Source organism: Rhizobium sp. G187, assembly GCF_051549525.1.
In the GTDB taxonomy this organism is placed as follows: domain Bacteria; phylum Pseudomonadota; class Alphaproteobacteria; order Rhizobiales; family Rhizobiaceae; genus Allorhizobium.
The window spans coordinates 152,679-171,780 of record NZ_JBPUGM010000004.1 but is presented as its reverse complement, the minus strand read 5'-3'; the positions used below and the strand labels follow the sequence as shown (position 1 = coordinate 171,780).

Below are 19,102 nucleotides of genomic sequence, written 5' to 3'. Positions count from 1 at the left end.
AATGCTGATCACTCAGCGGGTGTCGGCTTGCGGGGCCTTGGCTTCTTCTTCACAGGGGTTTCAGAGGATGTCACCTGCGGCGCACCGTTAACCGCCACTTCGATACCCTTGCTGCTGCGGTTTGCCGTGATCGACACCTGACGATCGACCGAGGACAATTTTGCGGTAAAGCCCTGCCAATGATCCGGCAGCACAGGGTTCACGACGATCTCGCCATTCTTGCTCGTGATGCCAAGAATGCCTTCAACGGCGAAGCGATAGAGCCAACCGGCCGATCCTGTGTACCAGGTCCAGCCGCCGCGCCCCATATATGCGTCCCCACCATAGACATCGGCGGCCACAACATAAGGCTCGACGCGATAGCGCTCTGCCGATGCAGGATCGCTGGCGTGGTTGATCGGGTTGAGGAGGGTGAACACGTGCCATGCATCCGAAGCCCGGCCGGCCTTCAGCAGGGCGAGCCCAAGCCAGATCGCGGCGTGGGTATACTGCCCGCCATTTTCGCGCACGCCCGGAGGATAAGCGCCGATGTAACCCGGGTCGACTTCCGGCTTGTCGAACGGCGGTGTAAACAGCCGAACGATGCCGTTTTCGATGTCGACGAGTTCCTTCATCGCTTCGTCGAGTGCGGATTTAACGTGATCTTCCTGGCCGAGGCCGGAGAGCACGCTCCAGGACTGCGCAATCGAATCGATCTTGCACTGGACAGAATCCTTCGAGCCGAGCGCTGAGCCATCGTCAAAGTAGCCGCGCTTGTAGTGTTCGCCATCCCAGCCAGCCGTCTCGAGAGCCAACTTCAGCTTTTCGAGATGCGCCGTCCAGCGCTCGACCCGTTGCTTGTCCTTGCGCTTCGTGGCGATTGGAATGAAGCTTTCAAGGGTGGCCCCGAGGAACCAGCCGAGCCAGACGCTTTCACCACGTCCGGCGCTGCCGACCCGGTTCATGCCGTCATTCCAGTCGCCGCCGAGGATCAGTGGCAGGTTGTGGCTACCTGTCCGGCTGACGGCCAGATCAAGCGCCAATGCGGCATGCTCGTAAAGGCTTGCGCTCTGTTCCGACGGGGTCGGCTGGTAGAAGCTGTCATGTTGCCCGGGCTCAAGCTTCGGCCCCTCGATGAAGAGAATCTGTTCCTCGAGGAAAGATTCGTCCCCTGTTGCCGCGACATAGGCATGAACCGCATGGGCAAGCCATACCACGTCGTCCGAGATCAGGGTTCGAACGCCGGCTCCGGTCTTCGGCAGCCACCAATGCTGGACATCCCCTTCCGGGAACTGGCGAGCTGCAGCGTTCAGGATCTGCTTGCGCGCCAGTTGCGGTTCGCTGGCGAGGAAGGCCAACGTGTCCTGAAGCTGGTCACGGAAGCCGAAGGCCCCGCTCGCCTGGTAGAAGCCGGCGCGTGCCGTGACACGGCAGGCCAGAGCCTGATAGGGCAGCCAATAGTTGACCAGATTGTCGAAGGCCTTGTCGCCGGTCTCGACGTGGAGTCGGCCCACGGCTTCTGTCCAATGGCGACGCGTGGCCGCCAGAATGTCAGCAAATGGACGACGCCGCGTCGTTTCGATCAGCGCTTTCGCTTCCTCTGCGGTTTCAGTCTCTCCCAGCACGAAGACGAGTTCCGTTGAGCCGTTCGCTGCGAGTTCGATATCGAAAGCCATCGCCGCGCAAGGATCGCCGTCATTGTCGACCGAACCGGTCATTGTATCGGCGACAATGATCGCTTGAGGCTGCTGGATCGTTCCGTGACGTCCGAGGAACTCCCGCCTCGTGGCGGTGTAACCGGAAGGTATACCCGGCCCCGCGAAGAAGGCGGTACGTCCCGGATAGTTGAGATCATGCGGATTGGTCGCCAGCAAGGCTCCTGTTTCCTCGTCGAAGCTCGACAGGACGAAGGGCGCTGTTCGGGCCGGATTGTTGCCCAGGACCCATTCGCAGTAACCGGCAATACGCAGACGCTTCTTCTGTCCGCTCTTGTTGGCGATCTTCAGACGCGACAGCTTTAGAGGCTGCTCGTGATCCACTGTCTGGGTCAGCTCGATATCGAGATCATCGTGACGGCTAGACAGCACGGAGTAGCCGAGCCCATGACGTGTCTCGAACTGTACCTGGGGATCGAGGTTGAGAGCCGAAACAGCGGCATAGTTTCGACCGCTCTCGCTGTCGGTGATGTAGAATGCCTCGCCCGGTCGGTCGATGACAGGGTCATTTGTCCACTGTGTCAACTGATGGTCGCGGGAGTTCTGGCTCCAGGTAAAGCCAGCACCTTCGGCCGAGACGTGGAAGCCGAAGCGCTCGTTGGCGATCACGTTGATCCAGGGCTGTGGTGTGGTCGCAGATCCCGACAAGCGGATTACGTATTCGCTTCCATCCTTGGCAAAGCCGCCGATTCCGTTCCAGAAATCCAGATCGTCACCGGAAACGGATGTCGTTGCCGCCGCAGGCGCGGGGAGGGCGGGCAGAGGCCCATCCCAGTCCAGTTTTGCTTCGGAAGCGCGCGGCGTGGCGAATAGCGAGACAGCGCGGTTTACCTGATCGCTGACCTTGCCGTTGCGCGTATGCAGGACGACACGAGCAGCCGCGATCAGGGATGCAACGGTGTCCTCTCCAACGAGATCGTTGCGGACGATGAAGATGTGCTGGCTGCCCGGGGGTAGACGGTGGCGCAGATTGTCCGCCATCTGATCGAGGGCATGCTGCATTTCCTGTGCGTAGGAGGTTGCACGTTCGTTGACGATGGCAAGATCGGCCACGACGCCGCGGCGGCGCAAGTATTCGATCGCGCTCATGGCTTCCCGTGCAATGTCGAGGTCCATGTCGTCGTTGATGCGCAGAGCGAAGATCGGATTGTCGCCGGAGATTGCCATCGGCCAGAGCGCCGACTGTGACCGCAGGCCGTTGCGCACCGTATCCGGATCGGCACGCAGATGCGGATCTGGATAGGTCAGATAGCGGCCGAGATGCTGGAAGGCTGCTGCCTGTTGCGAAGTGATGCCGATGTGCCGCAATTCGACCTGTGCACGGGTCCAGGCGTGCACGAGTTCGTGGCTGAACGAATCCGGATGGCGGTAACGTTCAATCGCCTGATCGATTTCCTGGCGGTTCGGTGCGGCCATCGTCCAGAAGATCAGCGAGATCTTCTTGCCGGCGGGCACGCGGACGACGCGGCGCAGGCTGAGGATCGGATCAAGGGTAAAGCCCTCACTGCCAGACAGCGTGGCGCCTGGATCGAAGGCTGCTGCCTCGCCGAGGGTCCGTCCACGGCCGAGGAATCGACGGCGGTCCGTTTCGAACTCGGTCGGCCGACCCTGGCCGGCGCTATCGACAACCAGATGAGCGACGCAGATGTCGGGATCGCTCGGGCTGCGCTTGTTGCGCTCCGCCCGGATCACATCCCGGCGGCGACCAAACTCGGTCTTGACGAACATGCGTGAGAACAGGGGATGCGCACTGTCGGCGTCGTCATATCCGAGAACCGGCTCGAGGTAGGAGGTCACTTCGATGAAGCGGTCCTCGGTACCGGTGTTGAGGATCGTCAGGCGACGGCCTTCAGCATCGTGTTCGGTGGCGACAATGCATTCGACCGAGGTCGAGATGTCGCCAACTGTCTTGAAGAATTCGGCCTTGTCGTCACCGAAAATTGCCTTCGACTTTTCGTCCTCGGCGCGGCGCGGTGTGGCTGTCGCAGACCACCAACGATTGTCCGCCATGTCGCGCAGGAACAGGAAGGTGCCCCAGCGATCTTCGGTCGGGTCGGGCTTCCAGCGGGATACCGACTGGCCGTTCCAACGCGAGAAGCCTGAACCGGTCGCGGTCAGCATGACCGAGTAATGGCCGTTCGAGAGGAAGACGGCTTCGCGGTCCTTGCGGGCCGGATCCTCAACGGTGCGGATTTCCGCCCGAAGCAGGTTCGCCTGGTTCTTGGCCGGGGTTTGCGGCTCGTACTTGGCGTTCATCACCGGGATTTCGCGGGGTGATTTTTCCTGCAGCAGGAGTTCTGCCGCTTCAATCACCGGATCGGCGTGGAAGAGGTCACGCAGGCGTCCGTTGAAGGCCACGTTGGCGATGGCTGCGATCGACATGCCATGGTGGTGGGCATAATAATTGAAGACCACCGCGCATTTCTGCCCGTCCTGCAGTCGGGTCGGCGTAAAGTCGACGGCATCGTGGAAACCATAGGCTCCGAGCGCACCCAGTTCGCGCAGGCGCTCAAGGTTTTCAAGCGATTCCTCCGGATAGTACTGGCTGGCCAGGATCGACGCATAAGGTGCGATGACGGCGTTCTGGCCCAGGCCGCGCTTGAGGCCGAGCGTCGGAACGCCAAAGTTGGTGTACTGGTAGTTCATCTCGTGGTCGCGCGCATTGAAGGCGGCTTCCGAGATGCCCCACGGAATATTCAGACGGCGACCGTGGTTCATCTGTTCGATGACGACCAGATTGTTGGTCTGGTTGAGGATGCCACCCTGCTGCTCTTGCATGACAAGCGGCGGCATCAGGTATTCAAACATTGAGCCTGACCAGGAGATCAGGGCAGGGCGGGCGCCGATCGGCACGACTTGGCGGCCGAGGCGATACCAGTGTTCGGTCGGAAGGTCGCCCTTGGCGATCGCAAACAGGCTGGTGAGTCGGCATTCCGAAGCCAGAAGGTCGTAGCAGGCTTCGTCGAGTTCGCGACCGTCCACCCGGTAGCCGATGGACAGCAGGCGTCGTTCGGGACGGAAGAGGAAGCTGAAGTCCATCTGGAAGGCGATGGCTCGTGCGCGTTCGGACAGTTGCGCCAGTCGCTGACGCAAGGGATCGATGTTCGAGAGGTCGAAAGCGGTGTCGGCGATGTGCGCTTCGCAGACGGAAACCAGGGCTTCCGTCCAGCGGACGACTTCGGCGCTGCCTTTCGAGCGGACCTCATGGTCGAAATTGGCCGCGAGCTTTTGCATGTCGCGCGCCAAAACGGCGAGATTGATGATGCGGATCGAGGCGAATTCATGCTCACGCTTGACCGAGGCGAGCGCGTTGTTGAAGCCAATGATGCGTTCTTCAAGGCGCCGGCGGAGTGGTCTCACCGTCTTGCGGTCGTCGGGAAGCTTTTTCAGTTCCTCAAACAGGATGCCGCCGACATCGCCGATACCGTCCAGATTGCCTTGCAGATGTGCGGAAGGGGCTTCGGCCCATTCGCGGCAGGCGGACGAGATGGCGATGAGGTGGCCGGCAAGGTTGCCGCTATCGACGGCGGATACGTAGCGCGGTCCGAGCGGCTTCAGGCTATCGGTGTGGTACCAGTTGTAGAGGTGCCCACGATACTTTTCCATGCGCTCGACCGTGGAGATCGTCTGTTCCAAACGCTCGATGGTCTGGTCGAAGCTCAGCCAGCCGAAATGCCGGGCGGAAACGACGGACAGGAGATAGACGCCGATATTGGTCGGGGAGGTGCGGTGGGCGACGACCGGTTCGGGATTTTCCTGGAAATTGTCCGGCGGCAGATAGTTGTCACCGGCGGTCGTGAAGGTTTCGAAGTAGCGCCATGTGCGGCGTGCAATCTTGCGCAGTTCCTGTGCGACATGGGCGGGGACTTCCAGCCTGTCTTCAGTTTCGGCCGACTGGCTCACATACCAGGCAACAAAGGGCGATGTTACCCACAGGAGCGCGAAGGGCACGCCGATGAGATAGCCGTAGCCGCCCGGCATGGCCGCAACAGCAAGCGACAGCACGGCGAGAACCGGCGCGTGGCGCATGTTCTGATAGTAGGATGTGATCGAGCCCTGGGCTGCGGACTGGATGCTGGCTGCCGTGCGCCATTCCAGCAGCAGCTTGCGGCTGACCAGCATGCGATAGAGCGAGCGGGCAATTGCATCGGCCATCATGCAGGCCTGATCCGCGATAAAGACGATCCGCAAGGCGACTTGTGCGTTGATCGAGCGGATTTCGGACCAGAGCGTGTTGAAATGGGCCGCATGCACGATATCGGACTGGCGGGGAACGAGACCGGACAGGAGCGAGATCGTCGGGGCGACAAAAAGGCTGAAGATCAGAAGCAGTTGCCAGATGCTTGCGACAACTGGGTCCATTGTTGCCCATCCGAGCACGGAGGCCGCAAACCAGGCAATGGGTGTCAGAGAGCGACGGAGGTTGTCCACCATCTTCCAGCGCGCGAGAGACGTCAGGCCGTGGCTCGGATCGCCGATATAGGGAAGCAGCTGCCAGTCGCCGCGCGCCCAGCGATGTTGCCGCGATACCTCGACCTCGTAGCGGGTCGGAAAGTCTTCGACCAGTTCGACATCGGTGATAAGAGCGCAGCGGGCAAAGGAGCCTTCAAGAAGGTCGTGGCTGAGCACGGAGTTCTCATCGATCCGGCCCTTGATTGCGCGCTCGAAGGCGTCGACGTCATAAAGGCCCTTGCCTGTGAAGCTGCCTTCGTCTGTGAGGTCTTGATAGACGTCCGAAACGGTGAAGACATAAGGATCCAGACCGCGGTTCATCGAGAAGATGCGCTGGAATACCGAGGCATCATTGCCCGTTGTGAGCGATGGCGTGACGCGGGGCTGCAGGATGCCGTAGCCGCTGATGACGCGGCCCGTCTTTTCATCATGCACCGGACGGTTGATTGGATGATGCATCTTGCCGACGAGCTTCGTCACTGCATCGCGCATCAAACGCGTATCGGCGTCCAGCGTCATGACGTAGCGAATGTCCTCGGGCACGGTGTTTGCACCCGGCATGTAGGAGGTGTCACGGTCGCCGCGGAGCAGGAGGTTCAGCTCGTGCAACTTGCCGCGCTTACGCTCCCAGCCCATCCAGCAGCCTTCAGCCGGATTGTGCAGACGGCGACGGTGAAGCAGATAGAAGCGCGTCCGGTTCTCGTCCCTGTAGCGCTCATTCAGGCTGGCGACTTCGCGCATGGCGTAGTCGAGGATTTCCAGGTCTGCGGGTGTTTCTTCCTTCTGGCTATCTTTCCAATCGCTGAGAAGGGCAAAGTAGATCTCGCCGTGGGGATTGGTGAGGTAGTGGACCTCAAGATTGCGCACCAGTTCGTCGACGTCGTCGCGCTTGGTGATCATGCAGGGCACGACCACCAGGGTCCGGGCGTCTTCTGGAATGCCGTTCTTGAATTCGTAACCCGTCAGACGGGACGGTTTCACGAAATAGGTCACCAAGGTGTTGAACAGGCCGGTCGCGCCTTCAGAAACCGGAAGCGAAACGAGGAGGAGCAAGATGACGACAATGGGGGTCGCCAGGGCCGTCGCGGCGAGAAAGTGACCGATGAAGGCCAAAGCGGCGAGTGTCAGTAAGATGACCGGGATTGCGATGGCGAGCCAGTTCAGCTGCTTGATGCCATCTACCAGCTTGCGAGAGAGCGGAGGCTGGTACGAAATTGCGTCTTCCAGCTCTTTTCGCCTGGTCCCGACAAAATAGATTCCGACATCGAGCAGCTGTGCGTCGCCACCGTGCTCCCTGGCCAGCTGGATCGCCTTTCGGGCAATCTCGATTTCAGACAGCGGCGAGCGCCGCGCGAGCTTCTCGATCGTGTTGCGGTACGCGTTGCGCGAGCCAAAATCCAGTTCGCGGAAATCCGTTTGCTCACCAAGAATTTCGTCGACGAGGCTGACTTCTTCGACCCAGACCGTCCAGTCCTTGTCGTCGATCTCACGCAGGCCGCGGACGATATTGCCCATTGTCACATTGCCGGAGGACAGGCGATTGTGCTCAGCGTCCATCGCCTCCTGAGAGGTACGGCCTGCTGCTTCCAGCCGGTTCTCGACCCAGTCGACAGCGAAGCGTGTATCCTGTGATCCGTTGCGCAGGCGATAGAGGAACTGTGTGGCAAAGGTGTTGTCGTCGGCGAGCTGCTCGATCTGGCCGAGATAGACTGCTGCAGCGACAGGATCATTGAGGCGGATGATCGTATCGGCGGCTTCGTTGGCCTTTCGGCGCATCTGCCTCGACCGGTCCACGCGGATGGAGATGCGGCGGAGGTTTTCGATGAGCACGAAGCGCACGATGGATGGCAAAGCCCAGAGCTCGCCGATATCCAGCACGCGGTGTCGCTGGAAGCCTTCCACCAGGGCCGTCATGCTTTCCTGGGATACCGTCGAATGGGTATGGGCGACGTAAAGCCAGGCCAGTGCCATCGTGCGCGGTATTTCGCGGTCACCGATTTTCATCGTTGGAAGCTGTTTGTAGAACTTGCGCGGGAAGTCGCGACGGACTTCCTGGATCGCCTCTTCGATGACGTAGTGATTGTCGAGAAGCCACTCGGCCGCAGGCGTAATGGTTGCCCCTGCTTCGACATCAGCCGCTGTGGCGCGGTAGACCCTCAGGATCTCGCGCTCGTTCTCCTTGTGCCGGGCGAAGAAGTCGAACTCCATGAATGCCGGGAGCTCTCCTGCGCCGTTGAGGGCGAGCGACGCGGCGCTATCAGCGAGCTCCTCAATGGTAAAATATGCAGCGCGGATCGAATCGTTATGATCGATCTGCTTTGCTTCAAGGTCGCGCGAAGGAACGTGCAGCGTCATGGAAGGATTAAAACTCGGTTCAGGGGTTTGCGGGGTCAAGCAGGTTTATTTCCAGTGCCGATCATGGGCGGGTTCATCTGCTACAGTCTCAGAGGAGGCCAACAATCGGGAGAGAAGTAGGCGGTAATAGGACAGGGCCCGGCCGCGGACATGGTATTCGGCCATACACACACTCCAGACGCTGTAAATTCGTCCTTTTATGACTCTTTTCAATCAACTGGCAACGCCTATCGCCAGCTTCTTCGCAGTCACGGTTACCCCGCATCAACAGAGCCACCCTCTGCGGTCTCGATCGTGTCGTCGGACCGGCGCAACGAAATGCCGCCAAGCAGCGCTTCGACGGCTGCCAGCGCGATCTCCGGCAGCTTGATTTCGTCAAAAAGGTCACCCGCCAGAGAGCCTTCCAGCCAAAGCCCGTCGATCAGTCCGTTGATGGCGATGGCAAGATGGCGACACTGCCGCGCATCGCCGGCGCGATTGTGTTCAGCCAGTACCGTTGCGACCAGGCCCTCAAGAATATCAAGCAGAATGAGATAATTATCACGATGGATACGGCCGAACTCATCGTTGGAACGCACCCGCCCGATAAAGGCTGCCCAGAGCGACAGAGCCCGAGGATCTGCGATCGGTGGGGTGAGGTTGGCAATGATGAAACGGCGCAATTGTTGGCAGGCATTGCCTTCAACCCCGGTCATCGCATCGACTGCCGTCCGGGTCATGTTCGCCAGCATTTCGCGGTAGGCTTCCTGGACCATATGGTCCTTGCCGGTGAAATAGTGTCGGATCAGGCCGCCGGTCACGCCTGCCCTTGCCGCAATGTCACGGACGGTGGCGCCTTCCAGTCCATGTTCGAAAATGCTCTCCAGCGTCGCAGCCACCAGATCCTGGCGCCGTTCGGCTTCTCCGGCACGCTGGAAGCTGCGGCGTGTCATGACGATCTCCAAGTCGAATTGAGCGACCGGTGCATGGATGCGAAGGAGATGCAGGTCAACTGATTTTATCCGGTTGAACCCATTGACTGCAAGTGCCACTGTCAAAGTTTGCAGAGCCGCCTGACAAAGTGCCGAAGAGGGTTTCCATGACGATCCACGCCGCCAACATGATGGATGAGGTCCGTGCCACGCGCCACCATCTGCATCAGTTCCCCGAGATCGGCCTTTCTGAATTCCAGACCTCCGACTATGTCGCAGAGAGGCTGGTAGCGCTCGGCTACGAGGTGACGCGGGGGCTAGCCAAAACCGGTGTGGTGGCCACCCTGCGGAATGGCGACAGTCAGCGCAGTGTCGGCATCCGTGCCGATTTCGATGCGCTGCCGATCCAGGAGGAGACCGGCCTTCCATATGCCAGCAAGGTGCCGGGGATGATGCATGCCTGTGGTCATGACGGGCATACGGCGATGCTTCTCGGTGCTGCCAAGCTTCTGGCGGAGCGGCGGAACTTCGATGGTATCATCCACCTCATATTCCAACCTGCCGAGGAGAATTTCGGCGGCGCGCGTATCATGATCGAAGATGGGCTTTTCGATCAGTTCCCCTGCGATGCGGTTTTTGCGCTTCACAACGATCCCGATATTCCCTTCGGCACGTTTGCCGTGCGTGAGGGGCCGATCATGGCGGCTGTCGATGAATGCAAGATCACGGTGAATGGGCGCGGCGGGCATGGCGCCGAACCTCAGTCCACTGCCGATCCAGTCGTCTGCGGTGCGTCGATCATCATGGCGCTGCAGACCATCGTCTCGCGCAACATCCATCCGCTCGACCCGACCGTGATAACTGTCGGCGGTTTTCATGCCGGCGCCGCGAGCAATGTTATTCCGGAGCGTGCTGAAATGGTTTTGTCGATCCGCTCTTTCGACAGTGCGGTGCGCGACCAGCTTGAGGCCCGGATCAGAGCTGTCGCCGAAGGGCAGGCTGCAAGCTACGGCATGGGCGTGACCATCGACTATGAACGTGGCTACGATCCCACCATCAATCACAAGGTGGAGACCGATTTCGTCCGGGACCTGGCAAGAAGTTTTGCCGGTGCCGAGAAGGTCCTGGACATGGCGCGCCCAACCATGGGGAGCGAGGATTTCGGCTATATGCTGGCAAAGCGCCCGGGGAGTTACTTCTTCCTCGGAACCCAGCGAACGCCGAATGATCCGCCGCTGCATCACCCGCGCTATGATTTCAACGACGACATCCTGCCTATCGGCACAAGTTTTTGGGTGGAACTCGCAGAGCGATACCTCTCCCGGACCTGAGTGTTTCGGGCGTCTCAGTCCTCATGTCATCAGAGGCATTTCGTCAGGCAATGGAGCGCCGGCGGCCTGCGATCAGGATGATCAGGCCGGCGGCTGCGATCAGTACGGCGCCTGCCCAGACATTCACGCCGGGAATGTCGCCCCAGATCGCATAACCCAGTGCAAAGGCCCAGATCAGCGCAGTGTATTCGAGGGGAGCAACGATCGAGATCGGCGCGTGTCGCAAGCTTTCGAAGTAAGCGAGTTGGCCCAGTCCGCCGATGATACCGACCGAAAGCAGAAGGATAAGTGCGTTGCCTGTCGGCATGGTCCAGGAGTGGATTGCCATGGGTGCGGTGAGACCCAAGAAAAACAGATTGGTCATCGCCATTTGCACGATGCTGGTCGTACTCTGGCTGGTGCTGCGCAGCAGGATTGTGGCAATTGCCCAGCAGACTGCGGCCAGAAGCGCCAGGTAGACTGGCCATCCCGTTGTCATTCCGGTTGGGTTGCTGGCGATAATGACGCCAGCAAAGCCTGTCAGCACCGCAACCCAGCTCGTGAGTGGGACGCGCTCTCGCAAGATCGGAATCGACAGGAGAATGGCGACGATGGGGGCTGCGAAATAGAGCGTGGTGATGTCGGCGAGCGGCATGTATTTTGCTGAATTGAAATAGCAGAGCCAGGCCGCAAGCAGGAAGAGACTGCGGAGCATCATCGGCCGCAGAGCCGGGGACGTCCTCGTTTCATGGACGAGTGCCCGTCCACCCATGGCAAGACATCCCACCAGGATCACGAGGCTGCGGCAGAAGAGAATCTGCCAGACTGTGGCGGTTTCGACGAGCAACTTGACCATGCTGTCATGCACGGCGAAGAGAAAGTAAGCCAGGCTTGAGAGGAGTATGCCAGCACCGATCACAGTCTTCACGGGGTAGCTTTCTGAGAAGCACGCCTGGGTGGCGTTGAGGAGATCTCCACCTCTTGCGTCAGTTGTCCCGTCTGTCAACCAGCGGGGTGCGATCCACCTCGATGATTTTCTTTGAAACAAAACTTGACGATCGATAAATCGGGCGGGGATTGCGGACTAAATCGATTTAATCAACATTGCCGTTGCAGATTCGGGAGCGGAAAATGAATGAGCTAGCAGGTATGACGGCACCGGGAAACGCGGGGCCGGCACCACTCGTCACCAGAGAACGGGCGGCTGTCGCCATTCTGTTTTTTCTAAACGGCATGGTGATCGGTGCCTGGGCGCCCAAAATCCCGTTCTTTTCGTCTGCGCTTGGCCTCAATGAATTGATGCTCGGGGTCATGCTCTTTGTCTTTGGCGTCGGGTCTCTGGTCATGATGCCGGTTGCCGGCCTGCAGATCGCGCGTCTTGGCTCGCGGCGCGTGGTGGAGATTACGACACTCCTGTTCATCCCGACCATTGTTCTCGTCACGCTCGTCGATACGATCTGGATGGGCGTAATCGCGATCTTCCTGTTCGGGGGCCTAACGGGTGCAATGGACGTCGCGATGAATGCGAATGCCGTTGAGGTCGAGCGCAATATGCGCCGTTCGATCATGTCCTCCTGTCACGCCTTCTGGAGCCTTGGCGGGTTGTGTGGGGCGGCAACCGGCGGACTGTTGATTGCGGCACTTGGCGTAATCGGTCATGTGCTTCTTCTCGCTGCTGTCTGCCTCGTGCTCTTCTTCGTTGCGCGGCCCATGATCCTGTCCGACGCGCCGCATCCGGGAGAGGTTTCGCAACGGGCGAAGATGCCGATGACCCTGCTGCCCTGGCTGATTGGCCTGGTCGCGCTTTTCTCCATGGTACCGGAGGGAACTGTCCTTGACTGGAGCGCCCTCTATCTGCGCAACGAGTTGAATGCGAGCACGGAAATGTCGGGCTTCGCTTTCGCGGCCTTCTCCTTCACCATGGCGATCTGCCGCTTCGCCGGCGATTTCGTTCGAGACCGGTTCGGTGCCGTCAACACCCTGCGTTTCTGCGCGATCGCTGCAATCTGCGGCCTCGTACTGGCCGGGCAGGCTGGAAGCGTGCCGTTTGCCATGATTGGTTTTGCGCTTGCCGGTATCGGTATTTCCAACATGGTGCCGATCGCCTTTTCCGCTGGCGGTAATATTCCTGGACTTGCGCCGGGGGTCGGGCTCTCCGTTGTCACCACCATGGGTTATTCTGGCATCCTGTTTGCACCATCGTTGATTGGTTTCGTTGCTGAGCATACGTCTCTGTCGACCATCTACACCGCGATCCCGGCGCTGCTGGTTGTCGTTTTGTTGCTGTCCCGACTGGCGCGGCATGCCGACCGGGTTGTCGAAGACTAAGCCAGGCAAGTTTTCCGTGTCGGATCACCGGAAGTTCAAGTCGCCGACAAGGGCTTGCCGGGGCTTCCGGTTGACAAGCCAGCATGTTTGATCCACCTCCATGGCCATCGAGGCTCGCAGAGAAACAGCCATGACCGCAGATTTTATCCCATCCCCCGATGCCTATGATCCGAAGCCGCGCCGTGCTTCGGTTGCCGTTGAAGTCGGGGGCGTCATCATCGGTGGCGGCGCCCCGGTCGTTGTCCAGTCGATGACCAATACCGACACCGCAGATATCGATGCGACCGTTGCCCAGGTCGCGGCCCTCTACAAGTCGGGCTCGGAGATCGTGCGCATCACCGTCGACCGAGACGAGAGCGCAGCTGCCGTGCCGAAGATCCGAGAGCGGCTGCTCCGGCTCGGCATGGATGTGCCGCTGGTCGGCGATTTCCACTATATTGGCCACAAGCTTCTGGCGGACCATCCGGCCTGTGCCGAGGCCTTGGCCAAATACCGGATCAATCCGGGCAATGTCGGGTTCAAGGACAAGAAAGACAAGCAGTTTGCCGAGATCGTCGAGATGGCGATCCGCTACGACAAGCCTGTTCGGATTGGCGTAAACTGGGGTTCGCTCGATCAGGAACTCCTGACGCGGCTGATGGATCAGAATGCCGAAAACGGCTCGCCGCTCTCGGCGCGTCAGGTGACGCGTGAGGCGATCGTCCAGTCAGCACTTCTCTCGGCCGAACTTGCAGAAGAAATTGGCCTTCCGCGTAACCGTATCATCCTGTCTGCCAAGGTCAGCCAGGTGCAGGACCTGATTGCCGTTTATTCAATGCTGGCGGATCGCTCGAACCACGCACTGCATCTCGGGCTGACCGAGGCCGGCATGGGGTCTAAAGGCATCGTCGCTTCGTCTGCGGCAATGGGCTATGTGTTGCAGCATGGTATCGGCGACACGATCCGCGTGTCGCTGACGCCGGAGCCGAATGGTGATAGGACCCGCGAAGTGCAGGTGGCGCAGGAGCTCTTGCAGGTCATGGGCTTCCGCCAGTTCGTGCCCGTGGTTGCGGCATGTCCCGGTTGCGGGCGCACGACATCCACGGTGTTTCAGGAGTTGGCGCAGAAGATCCAGGATGACCTGCGCAAGAATATGCCGACCTGGCGTGACAAGTATCCCGGCGTCGAGGGACTGAATGTTGCGGTGATGGGCTGCATCGTCAACGGGCCGGGTGAAAGCAAGCATGCGGATATCGGCATATCGCTGCCCGGAACCGGCGAGAACCCGGCTGCTCCGATCTTTATCGATGGGCAAAAGGCGATGACGCTTCGCGGACCGAACATTGCCAGCGACTTCGAGGCCTTGGTGGCCGACTACATCGAGAAGCGCTACGGCCGCAAATCGGCGGCGGAGTGAGGCTGTGCGGCAACTTTATGTTGCCGCATTTTCGCTGTTCTGGAATTATCAGCCTGTTCTTGGAGGGACATCCAGCATGATCAAGAAGATCGCAATCGTCGCGCTCTGCGCGACCTATCTCAGCGGCTGCACGACGACTGATCCCTATACCGGCCAGCAGAAAGTCTCGAACACTGCGGGTGGTGCGGCCATCGGTGCAGCTGTCGGCGCGCTCGGCGGTCTCGCCGTGGGCGGGTCTGCTGTCGGTCGTCGCAACGCAGCCCTTATCGGTGCGGGCGTTGGCGCACTCGCCGGCGGCGCGATCGGCAATTACATGGACCAGCAGGAATCCGAACTGCGGGCGCAGTTGCAGGGCACGGGTATTTCCGTGACCCGCGTTGGTGACCGGATCATTCTCAACATGCCGTCGAACATTACCTTTGCCACGGACCAGGATGCGGTGATGCCGCAGTTCTATCCGACGCTGAACTCGGTCGCCATCGTGCTGCGGAAGTTCGACAAGACCCTGATCGACGTCAACGGTCATACAGATTCGACCGGTAGCCTGGCCCATAACCAGGCACTCTCGGAGCGCCGTGCATTGTCCGTCGCCGGTTACCTGAATGGCCAGGGCATCGATCCGCGCCGTGTTTCGTCGCTGGGCTTCGGACCCAGCCAGCCGGTCGCCAGCAATGCGTCGGCAGATGGTCGCGCACAGAACCGTCGCGTCGAGATCCAGATCTCGCCGCTCACCACAGGCTGATCGTACTGCATGTCGATTTGCGAAAGGCGTCGCCGTGTGCGGCGCCTTTTTTGGTTCAGCGTAGAGTTAGAAGCTTGAGGCCAGCCGCAGAAGATGCCGCTTGCCATGACAAGGCCATGCGGTCGTCACTGGCCAAGTCAGGCAGACGCAATCGCCATGGTCGCCGGGCCAGGGCTGAGGACTGCGACGAGATAGACGAGATAGGCGCTTGTCACCTGCGGCCAATGCTGGATGATGTCTTCCATGATGTGTCGCTCCTCCGCGCCATTGCGCTCGGGAGACTAGGCAAATTCGCTGCCCGGCACACGTCAGATGATTTGATCGATCGCTGTCAAAAGCTGACGGCATTCCTCTTCGGTGCCGATGGTGATGCGGAGGAAATCAGCAATCCGGGGCTTGGTAAAATGGCGCACGAGAACTGCGCGCTCGCGCAGGGCCCTGACCAGATCCCCGCCCGGATGAGCAGAATGCCGTGCAAAAACGAAGTTGGCCGACGACGGCAGAACCTCAAAGCCGCGTTCCGTCAATGCTGCCGTCAGCCTGTCGCGGCTGGCGACGATCCTGTCGCGAGTTTCGCAAAACCAGGCCTCGTCCTCAACGGCTGCCGTCGCGGCTGTTTGCGCCAGGGTGTCGAGCGGATAGGAATTGAAGCTGTCCTTCATCCGCTCCAGCGCCTCGATCAGCGGGCGCTGTCCAAGGGCGAAGCCAACGCGGAGGCCAGCCAGAGAACGGGACTTGGAGAAGGTCTGCACGACCAGCAGGTTCTCGTAACGTGAAATCAGCGAAGCGGCACTCTCCCCGCCGAAGTCGACATAGGCTTCATCAACGACGACGACCTGATCCGGATGGCCGGTAACCAAGGCCTCGATCGCGCTCAGCGGCAGCGCGATGCCTGTGGGGGCGTTCGGATTGGCAAGGATGATTGCACCACAGGGGCGATCATAGTCAGCGATCCGTATGCCCAGCTGCCCATCAAGCGGGACTTCTTCTACCGTGACGTTGAAGAGCCGGGCATAGGTCTTGTAGAAGCTGTAGGTGATGTCGGGGTAAAGTAGCGGAAGGTCGTGCTTCAGGAGTCCGGCAAAGACAAAGGCCAGCACCTCGTCGGAACCGTTGCCGACGAAGACCTGATCGAGGGCGAGGTCGAAACGGTTGGCGATAGATTGCCTGAGAATGGTCGACGAAGGGTCCGGATAGAGTCGCAGCCGATCGTTGGCCGCAGCCGCAATGGCCTCGATGACGCGCGGCGACGGCCCATAGGGGTTCTCGTTGGTGTTCAGCTTGACGAGGCCTGCAATCTTCGGCTGCTCACCGGCGACATACGGGTCCAGATCGTGGACGGCGGACGACCAGAAGCGGCTCATGTCAGTTTTTCCTCGTAGCGATGAAGCGTGCGGTGTCGGTCAGAGGCCTTGCGGCCTCCCCGTAAGGGGCAAGGACCTGATTGGCCTCCGTGACCAGTCGGTCGAGTTCTGTGCGGGCCCAGTCGGTGCCCTTGAGGGCCACAAGCGTGCCCTTGCCCTTCCCGGCGTCCTTGCCCGTCGCCTTGCCCATGGTCGCTGCATCGGCGGTCACGTCCAAAAGATCGTCGGCCAGCTGGAAGGCCCGGCCGATGATCTCGCCGAACTGGCGCAGACGCTTGCGGTCCTCGGTTGGTCGCTGTGAAATGATAGCGCCGGCTTCGCAGGCGAAACGGATCAGAGCGCCGGTTTTCATCGCCTGCAACTGGACTACGCCGGCTTCATCTGGGGCTTCTGTTTCGGCCGCGAGATCGAGTGCCTGTCCGCCCGCCATGCCGCCGATCCCGGCAGCACGCGAAAGCTCAAGCACAAGCGCCACCTTGGCGGCGTCAGGAAGATCCGTCTCCGGTGCGGCAAGGATGTCGAAGGCATAGGTCAGGAGGCCGTCGCCAGCGAGGATTGCTGTCGCGTAGTCATAGGCGATATGGACCGTCGGCTTGCCGCGCCGCAAGTCGTCGTCGTCCATGGCGGGCAAGTCGTCATGCACAAGCGAGTAGCTGTGTATGCATTCGAGAGCGCAGCCAACCTGCAGGGCGGCATCCGCGGGACCGTCAAAAAGACGCGTTGCTTCCACGACGAGGAAAGGACGCAGCCGTTTGCCGCCATTCAGGGCGCCGTAGTGCATGGCTTCAATCAGGCGAGCGGGGCGGGCGATCTCTGCCGGGCGGAGCATGCCGTCCAGCAGGCGTGCGAGACGAGCCTCGACGTCCGCGGCGAAAGTTCGGAGCTTGTGTTCGAAAGCGCTTGCTGCCTGATCCATGGCGGCTATTTGGCATGCCGCCCGGTGTCAGGCAACGGGAATTTAAGTGGGTGGAGGCGGGATAGCAGCGACATGGACTGGTCATCCCCTCTGCAGCCAGATATGAGAAGGCGTCATCGATCATGGGCTTGAGATCATTGCCGAACGACGTCGAGATTGTGGAAGAGGAACGACTGGAGCAGCCGCCAGAAGCAAGGCGCAGTTTCCGGGCGACGTGGCTGCGCAAGGGGCTGCTTGTCTTAGCGATCCTGGTCTTTTCGCCCTATCTGCTAATCCTGCTCTATCGGCTGGAGTTCGTGCGCCCCGTCTCGACCCTGATGCTGGCCGATCTCGTGACGTTTCAGGGGTATGATCGGCGCTGGGTCGACATTGACGATATCTCCCCCAATCTGGTTCGGGCTGTGATGATGTCCGAGGACGGGCAGTTCTGCAATCATGGTGGCGTTGATTGGGGGCAGTTGCAGTCGGTCATCGATGATGCCATGGCGGGTGAGGCGACACGCGGTGCCAGCACAATCCCCATGCAGACGGCCAAGAATCTCTTTCTATGGAATGGTCGCTCCTTCGTTCGCAAAGCGCTCGAACTGCCGCTCGCGATTGCCGCTGATTTTATCTGGCCGAAGCGACGGATGATGGAGATCTATCTCAATGTCGCTGAATGGGGGCCGGGCATTTACGGTGCCGAGGCGGCGGCGCGGCACCATTTCAAGACCTCTGCCGCGAAGCTGAGCCGCCAACAGGCGGCCCTTTTGGCTGTCTCTCTCCCCAATCCGATCAATCGGGTGGCCAGCAAGCCTGGATCCGGTCTCAAGCGGCTGGCCAATGTCGTTGACCGGCGGGCTCGGCAATCGGGTGAATACATCACCTGTCTCTATGATTGAGATCAACAAGTCTCGTTGGTCGTTTACCCCTGCGGCTCCTATGATCAGCAAGATCTGAATTGGAGGCGTCCATGGCCGAACTGATCCTGTATATCGCCAACAAGAACTATTCCTCGTGGTCGTTGCGGCCCTGGATGGCAATGACCGCAGCAGGGGTTCCGTTTCGCGAGGAGCTCATTCCCTTTGGTCCGGGCGGCACGACGCCTCGTTTTCGTGAGCTCTCGCCGACCGGTCGCGTTCCGGTTCTGCATCATGGCACCGTTCGGGTTTGGGAATCGCTAGCGATCATCGAGTACGTTGCGGAGCTCTTTCCCGATGCCGGCCTGTGGCCGAGCGAACCTGCCCTTCGCAGCATGGCGCGATCGGTTTCAATGGAAATGCTTTCGGGATTCCGGGCGCTGAGGGGCGCCTGTCCGATGAATATCCGTCGTCCGGTCAAGGCTATCGCGCTGCCGGACGGTGTAGCAGGCGACGTAAAACGGATCGAGGACATCTGGCGCGACCTGCGCCAGATCTCCGGTGGTCCCTTCCTTTTTGGTGGCTTCAGTGCTGCCGACGCCATGTTCGCGCCTGTGGTCAATCGCTTTTCCGCCTATGACCTTGTCAGCGATCCCGAGACGCTTGCCTACATGGCGACTATGCGTGCTCACCCCGCCTGGCAGGCTTGGGAGACGGCCGCGCTGGCAGAAAGCTGGATCGTCCCTGAAGATGAGGCGTGACCTGTCGGCTCTCTGGGTCGAAAAAATCAATCCG

The 19,102-nt window shown here is 60.3% G+C and carries 11 protein-coding genes; 6 read left to right on the top strand and 5 right to left on the bottom strand.

The window, feature by feature from the left end; all coding sequences use genetic code 11:
* Window positions 1-8 precede the first annotated feature (8 nt).
* Window positions 9-8,501: a GH36-type glycosyl hydrolase domain-containing protein gene (locus tag ACSV9I_RS13385; protein WP_438329256.1), complete on the bottom strand. Its 8,493-nt coding sequence runs from the start codon at window positions 8,499-8,501 to the stop codon at window positions 9-11.
* A 254-nt stretch (window positions 8,502-8,755) separates the two neighbouring features.
* Window positions 8,756-9,433: a TetR family transcriptional regulator C-terminal domain-containing protein gene (locus ACSV9I_RS13380; RefSeq protein ID WP_054158085.1), complete on the bottom strand. Its 678-nt coding sequence runs from the start codon at window positions 9,431-9,433 to the stop codon at window positions 8,756-8,758.
* 146 nt (window positions 9,434-9,579) lie between these two features.
* Here ACSV9I_RS13380 and ACSV9I_RS13375 point away from each other — a divergent pair, with 146 nt between their 5' ends.
* The gene (locus ACSV9I_RS13375; protein WP_438329254.1) at window positions 9,580-10,743 is read left to right on the top strand and encodes a M20 aminoacylase family protein; all 1,164 of its coding nucleotides are present in this window, start codon (window positions 9,580-9,582) and stop codon (window positions 10,741-10,743) included.
* Between the two features lie 43 nt (window positions 10,744-10,786).
* Here ACSV9I_RS13375 and ACSV9I_RS13370 read toward each other — a convergent pair whose 3' ends face one another.
* The gene (locus ACSV9I_RS13370; protein WP_438329253.1) at window positions 10,787-11,650 is read right to left on the bottom strand and encodes a DMT family transporter; all 864 of its coding nucleotides are present in this window, start codon (window positions 11,648-11,650) and stop codon (window positions 10,787-10,789) included.
* 203 nt (window positions 11,651-11,853) lie between these two features.
* Between ACSV9I_RS13370 and ACSV9I_RS13365 the strand changes: the two genes are divergently transcribed.
* The 3 genes from ACSV9I_RS13365 (at window position 11,854) to ACSV9I_RS13355 (ending at window position 15,188) form a co-directional block, all read left to right on the top strand.
* On the top strand, window positions 11,854-13,050 hold the full coding sequence (locus ACSV9I_RS13365) for an MFS transporter (protein ID WP_054157948.1): 1,197 nt from the start codon (window positions 11,854-11,856) through the stop codon (window positions 13,048-13,050).
* 130 nt (window positions 13,051-13,180) lie between these two features.
* Window positions 13,181-14,446, top strand: a complete 1,266-nt coding sequence (gene ispG, locus ACSV9I_RS13360; RefSeq protein WP_438329252.1) for a flavodoxin-dependent (E)-4-hydroxy-3-methylbut-2-enyl-diphosphate synthase — start codon at window positions 13,181-13,183, stop codon at window positions 14,444-14,446.
* Between the two features lie 76 nt (window positions 14,447-14,522).
* The gene (locus tag ACSV9I_RS13355; protein WP_054157947.1) at window positions 14,523-15,188 is read left to right on the top strand and encodes an OmpA family protein; all 666 of its coding nucleotides are present in this window, start codon (window positions 14,523-14,525) and stop codon (window positions 15,186-15,188) included.
* A 308-nt stretch (window positions 15,189-15,496) separates the two neighbouring features.
* On the opposite strand, the gene hisC is transcribed toward ACSV9I_RS13355, so the two are convergent.
* On the bottom strand, window positions 15,497-16,552 hold the full coding sequence (gene hisC / locus ACSV9I_RS13350; protein ID WP_438329251.1) for a histidinol-phosphate transaminase: 1,056 nt from the start codon (window positions 16,550-16,552) through the stop codon (window positions 15,497-15,499).
* A 1-nt stretch (window position 16,553) separates the two neighbouring features.
* Window positions 16,554-17,468 carry a polyprenyl synthetase family protein gene (locus tag ACSV9I_RS13345; RefSeq protein ID WP_438329250.1) on the bottom strand — a complete coding sequence of 305 codons (915 nt, stop codon included), beginning with the start codon at window positions 17,466-17,468 and terminating at the stop codon, window positions 16,554-16,556.
* A gap of 122 nt (window positions 17,469-17,590) precedes the next feature.
* On the opposite strand from ACSV9I_RS13345, the gene mtgA reads away from it, so the two are divergent.
* Both mtgA and ACSV9I_RS13335 read left to right on the top strand, forming a co-directional pair.
* Window positions 17,591-18,349: a monofunctional biosynthetic peptidoglycan transglycosylase gene (gene mtgA, locus ACSV9I_RS13340; RefSeq protein ID WP_438329249.1), complete on the top strand. Its 759-nt coding sequence runs from the start codon at window positions 17,591-17,593 to the stop codon at window positions 18,347-18,349.
* Window positions 18,350-18,420: 71 nt separating this feature from the next.
* Window positions 18,421-19,068 (top strand): glutathione S-transferase family protein, encoded by a 648-nt coding sequence (locus ACSV9I_RS13335; protein WP_438329248.1) that lies wholly within the window; start codon window positions 18,421-18,423, stop codon window positions 19,066-19,068.
* The last annotated feature ends 34 nt before the right edge of the window (window positions 19,069-19,102 follow it).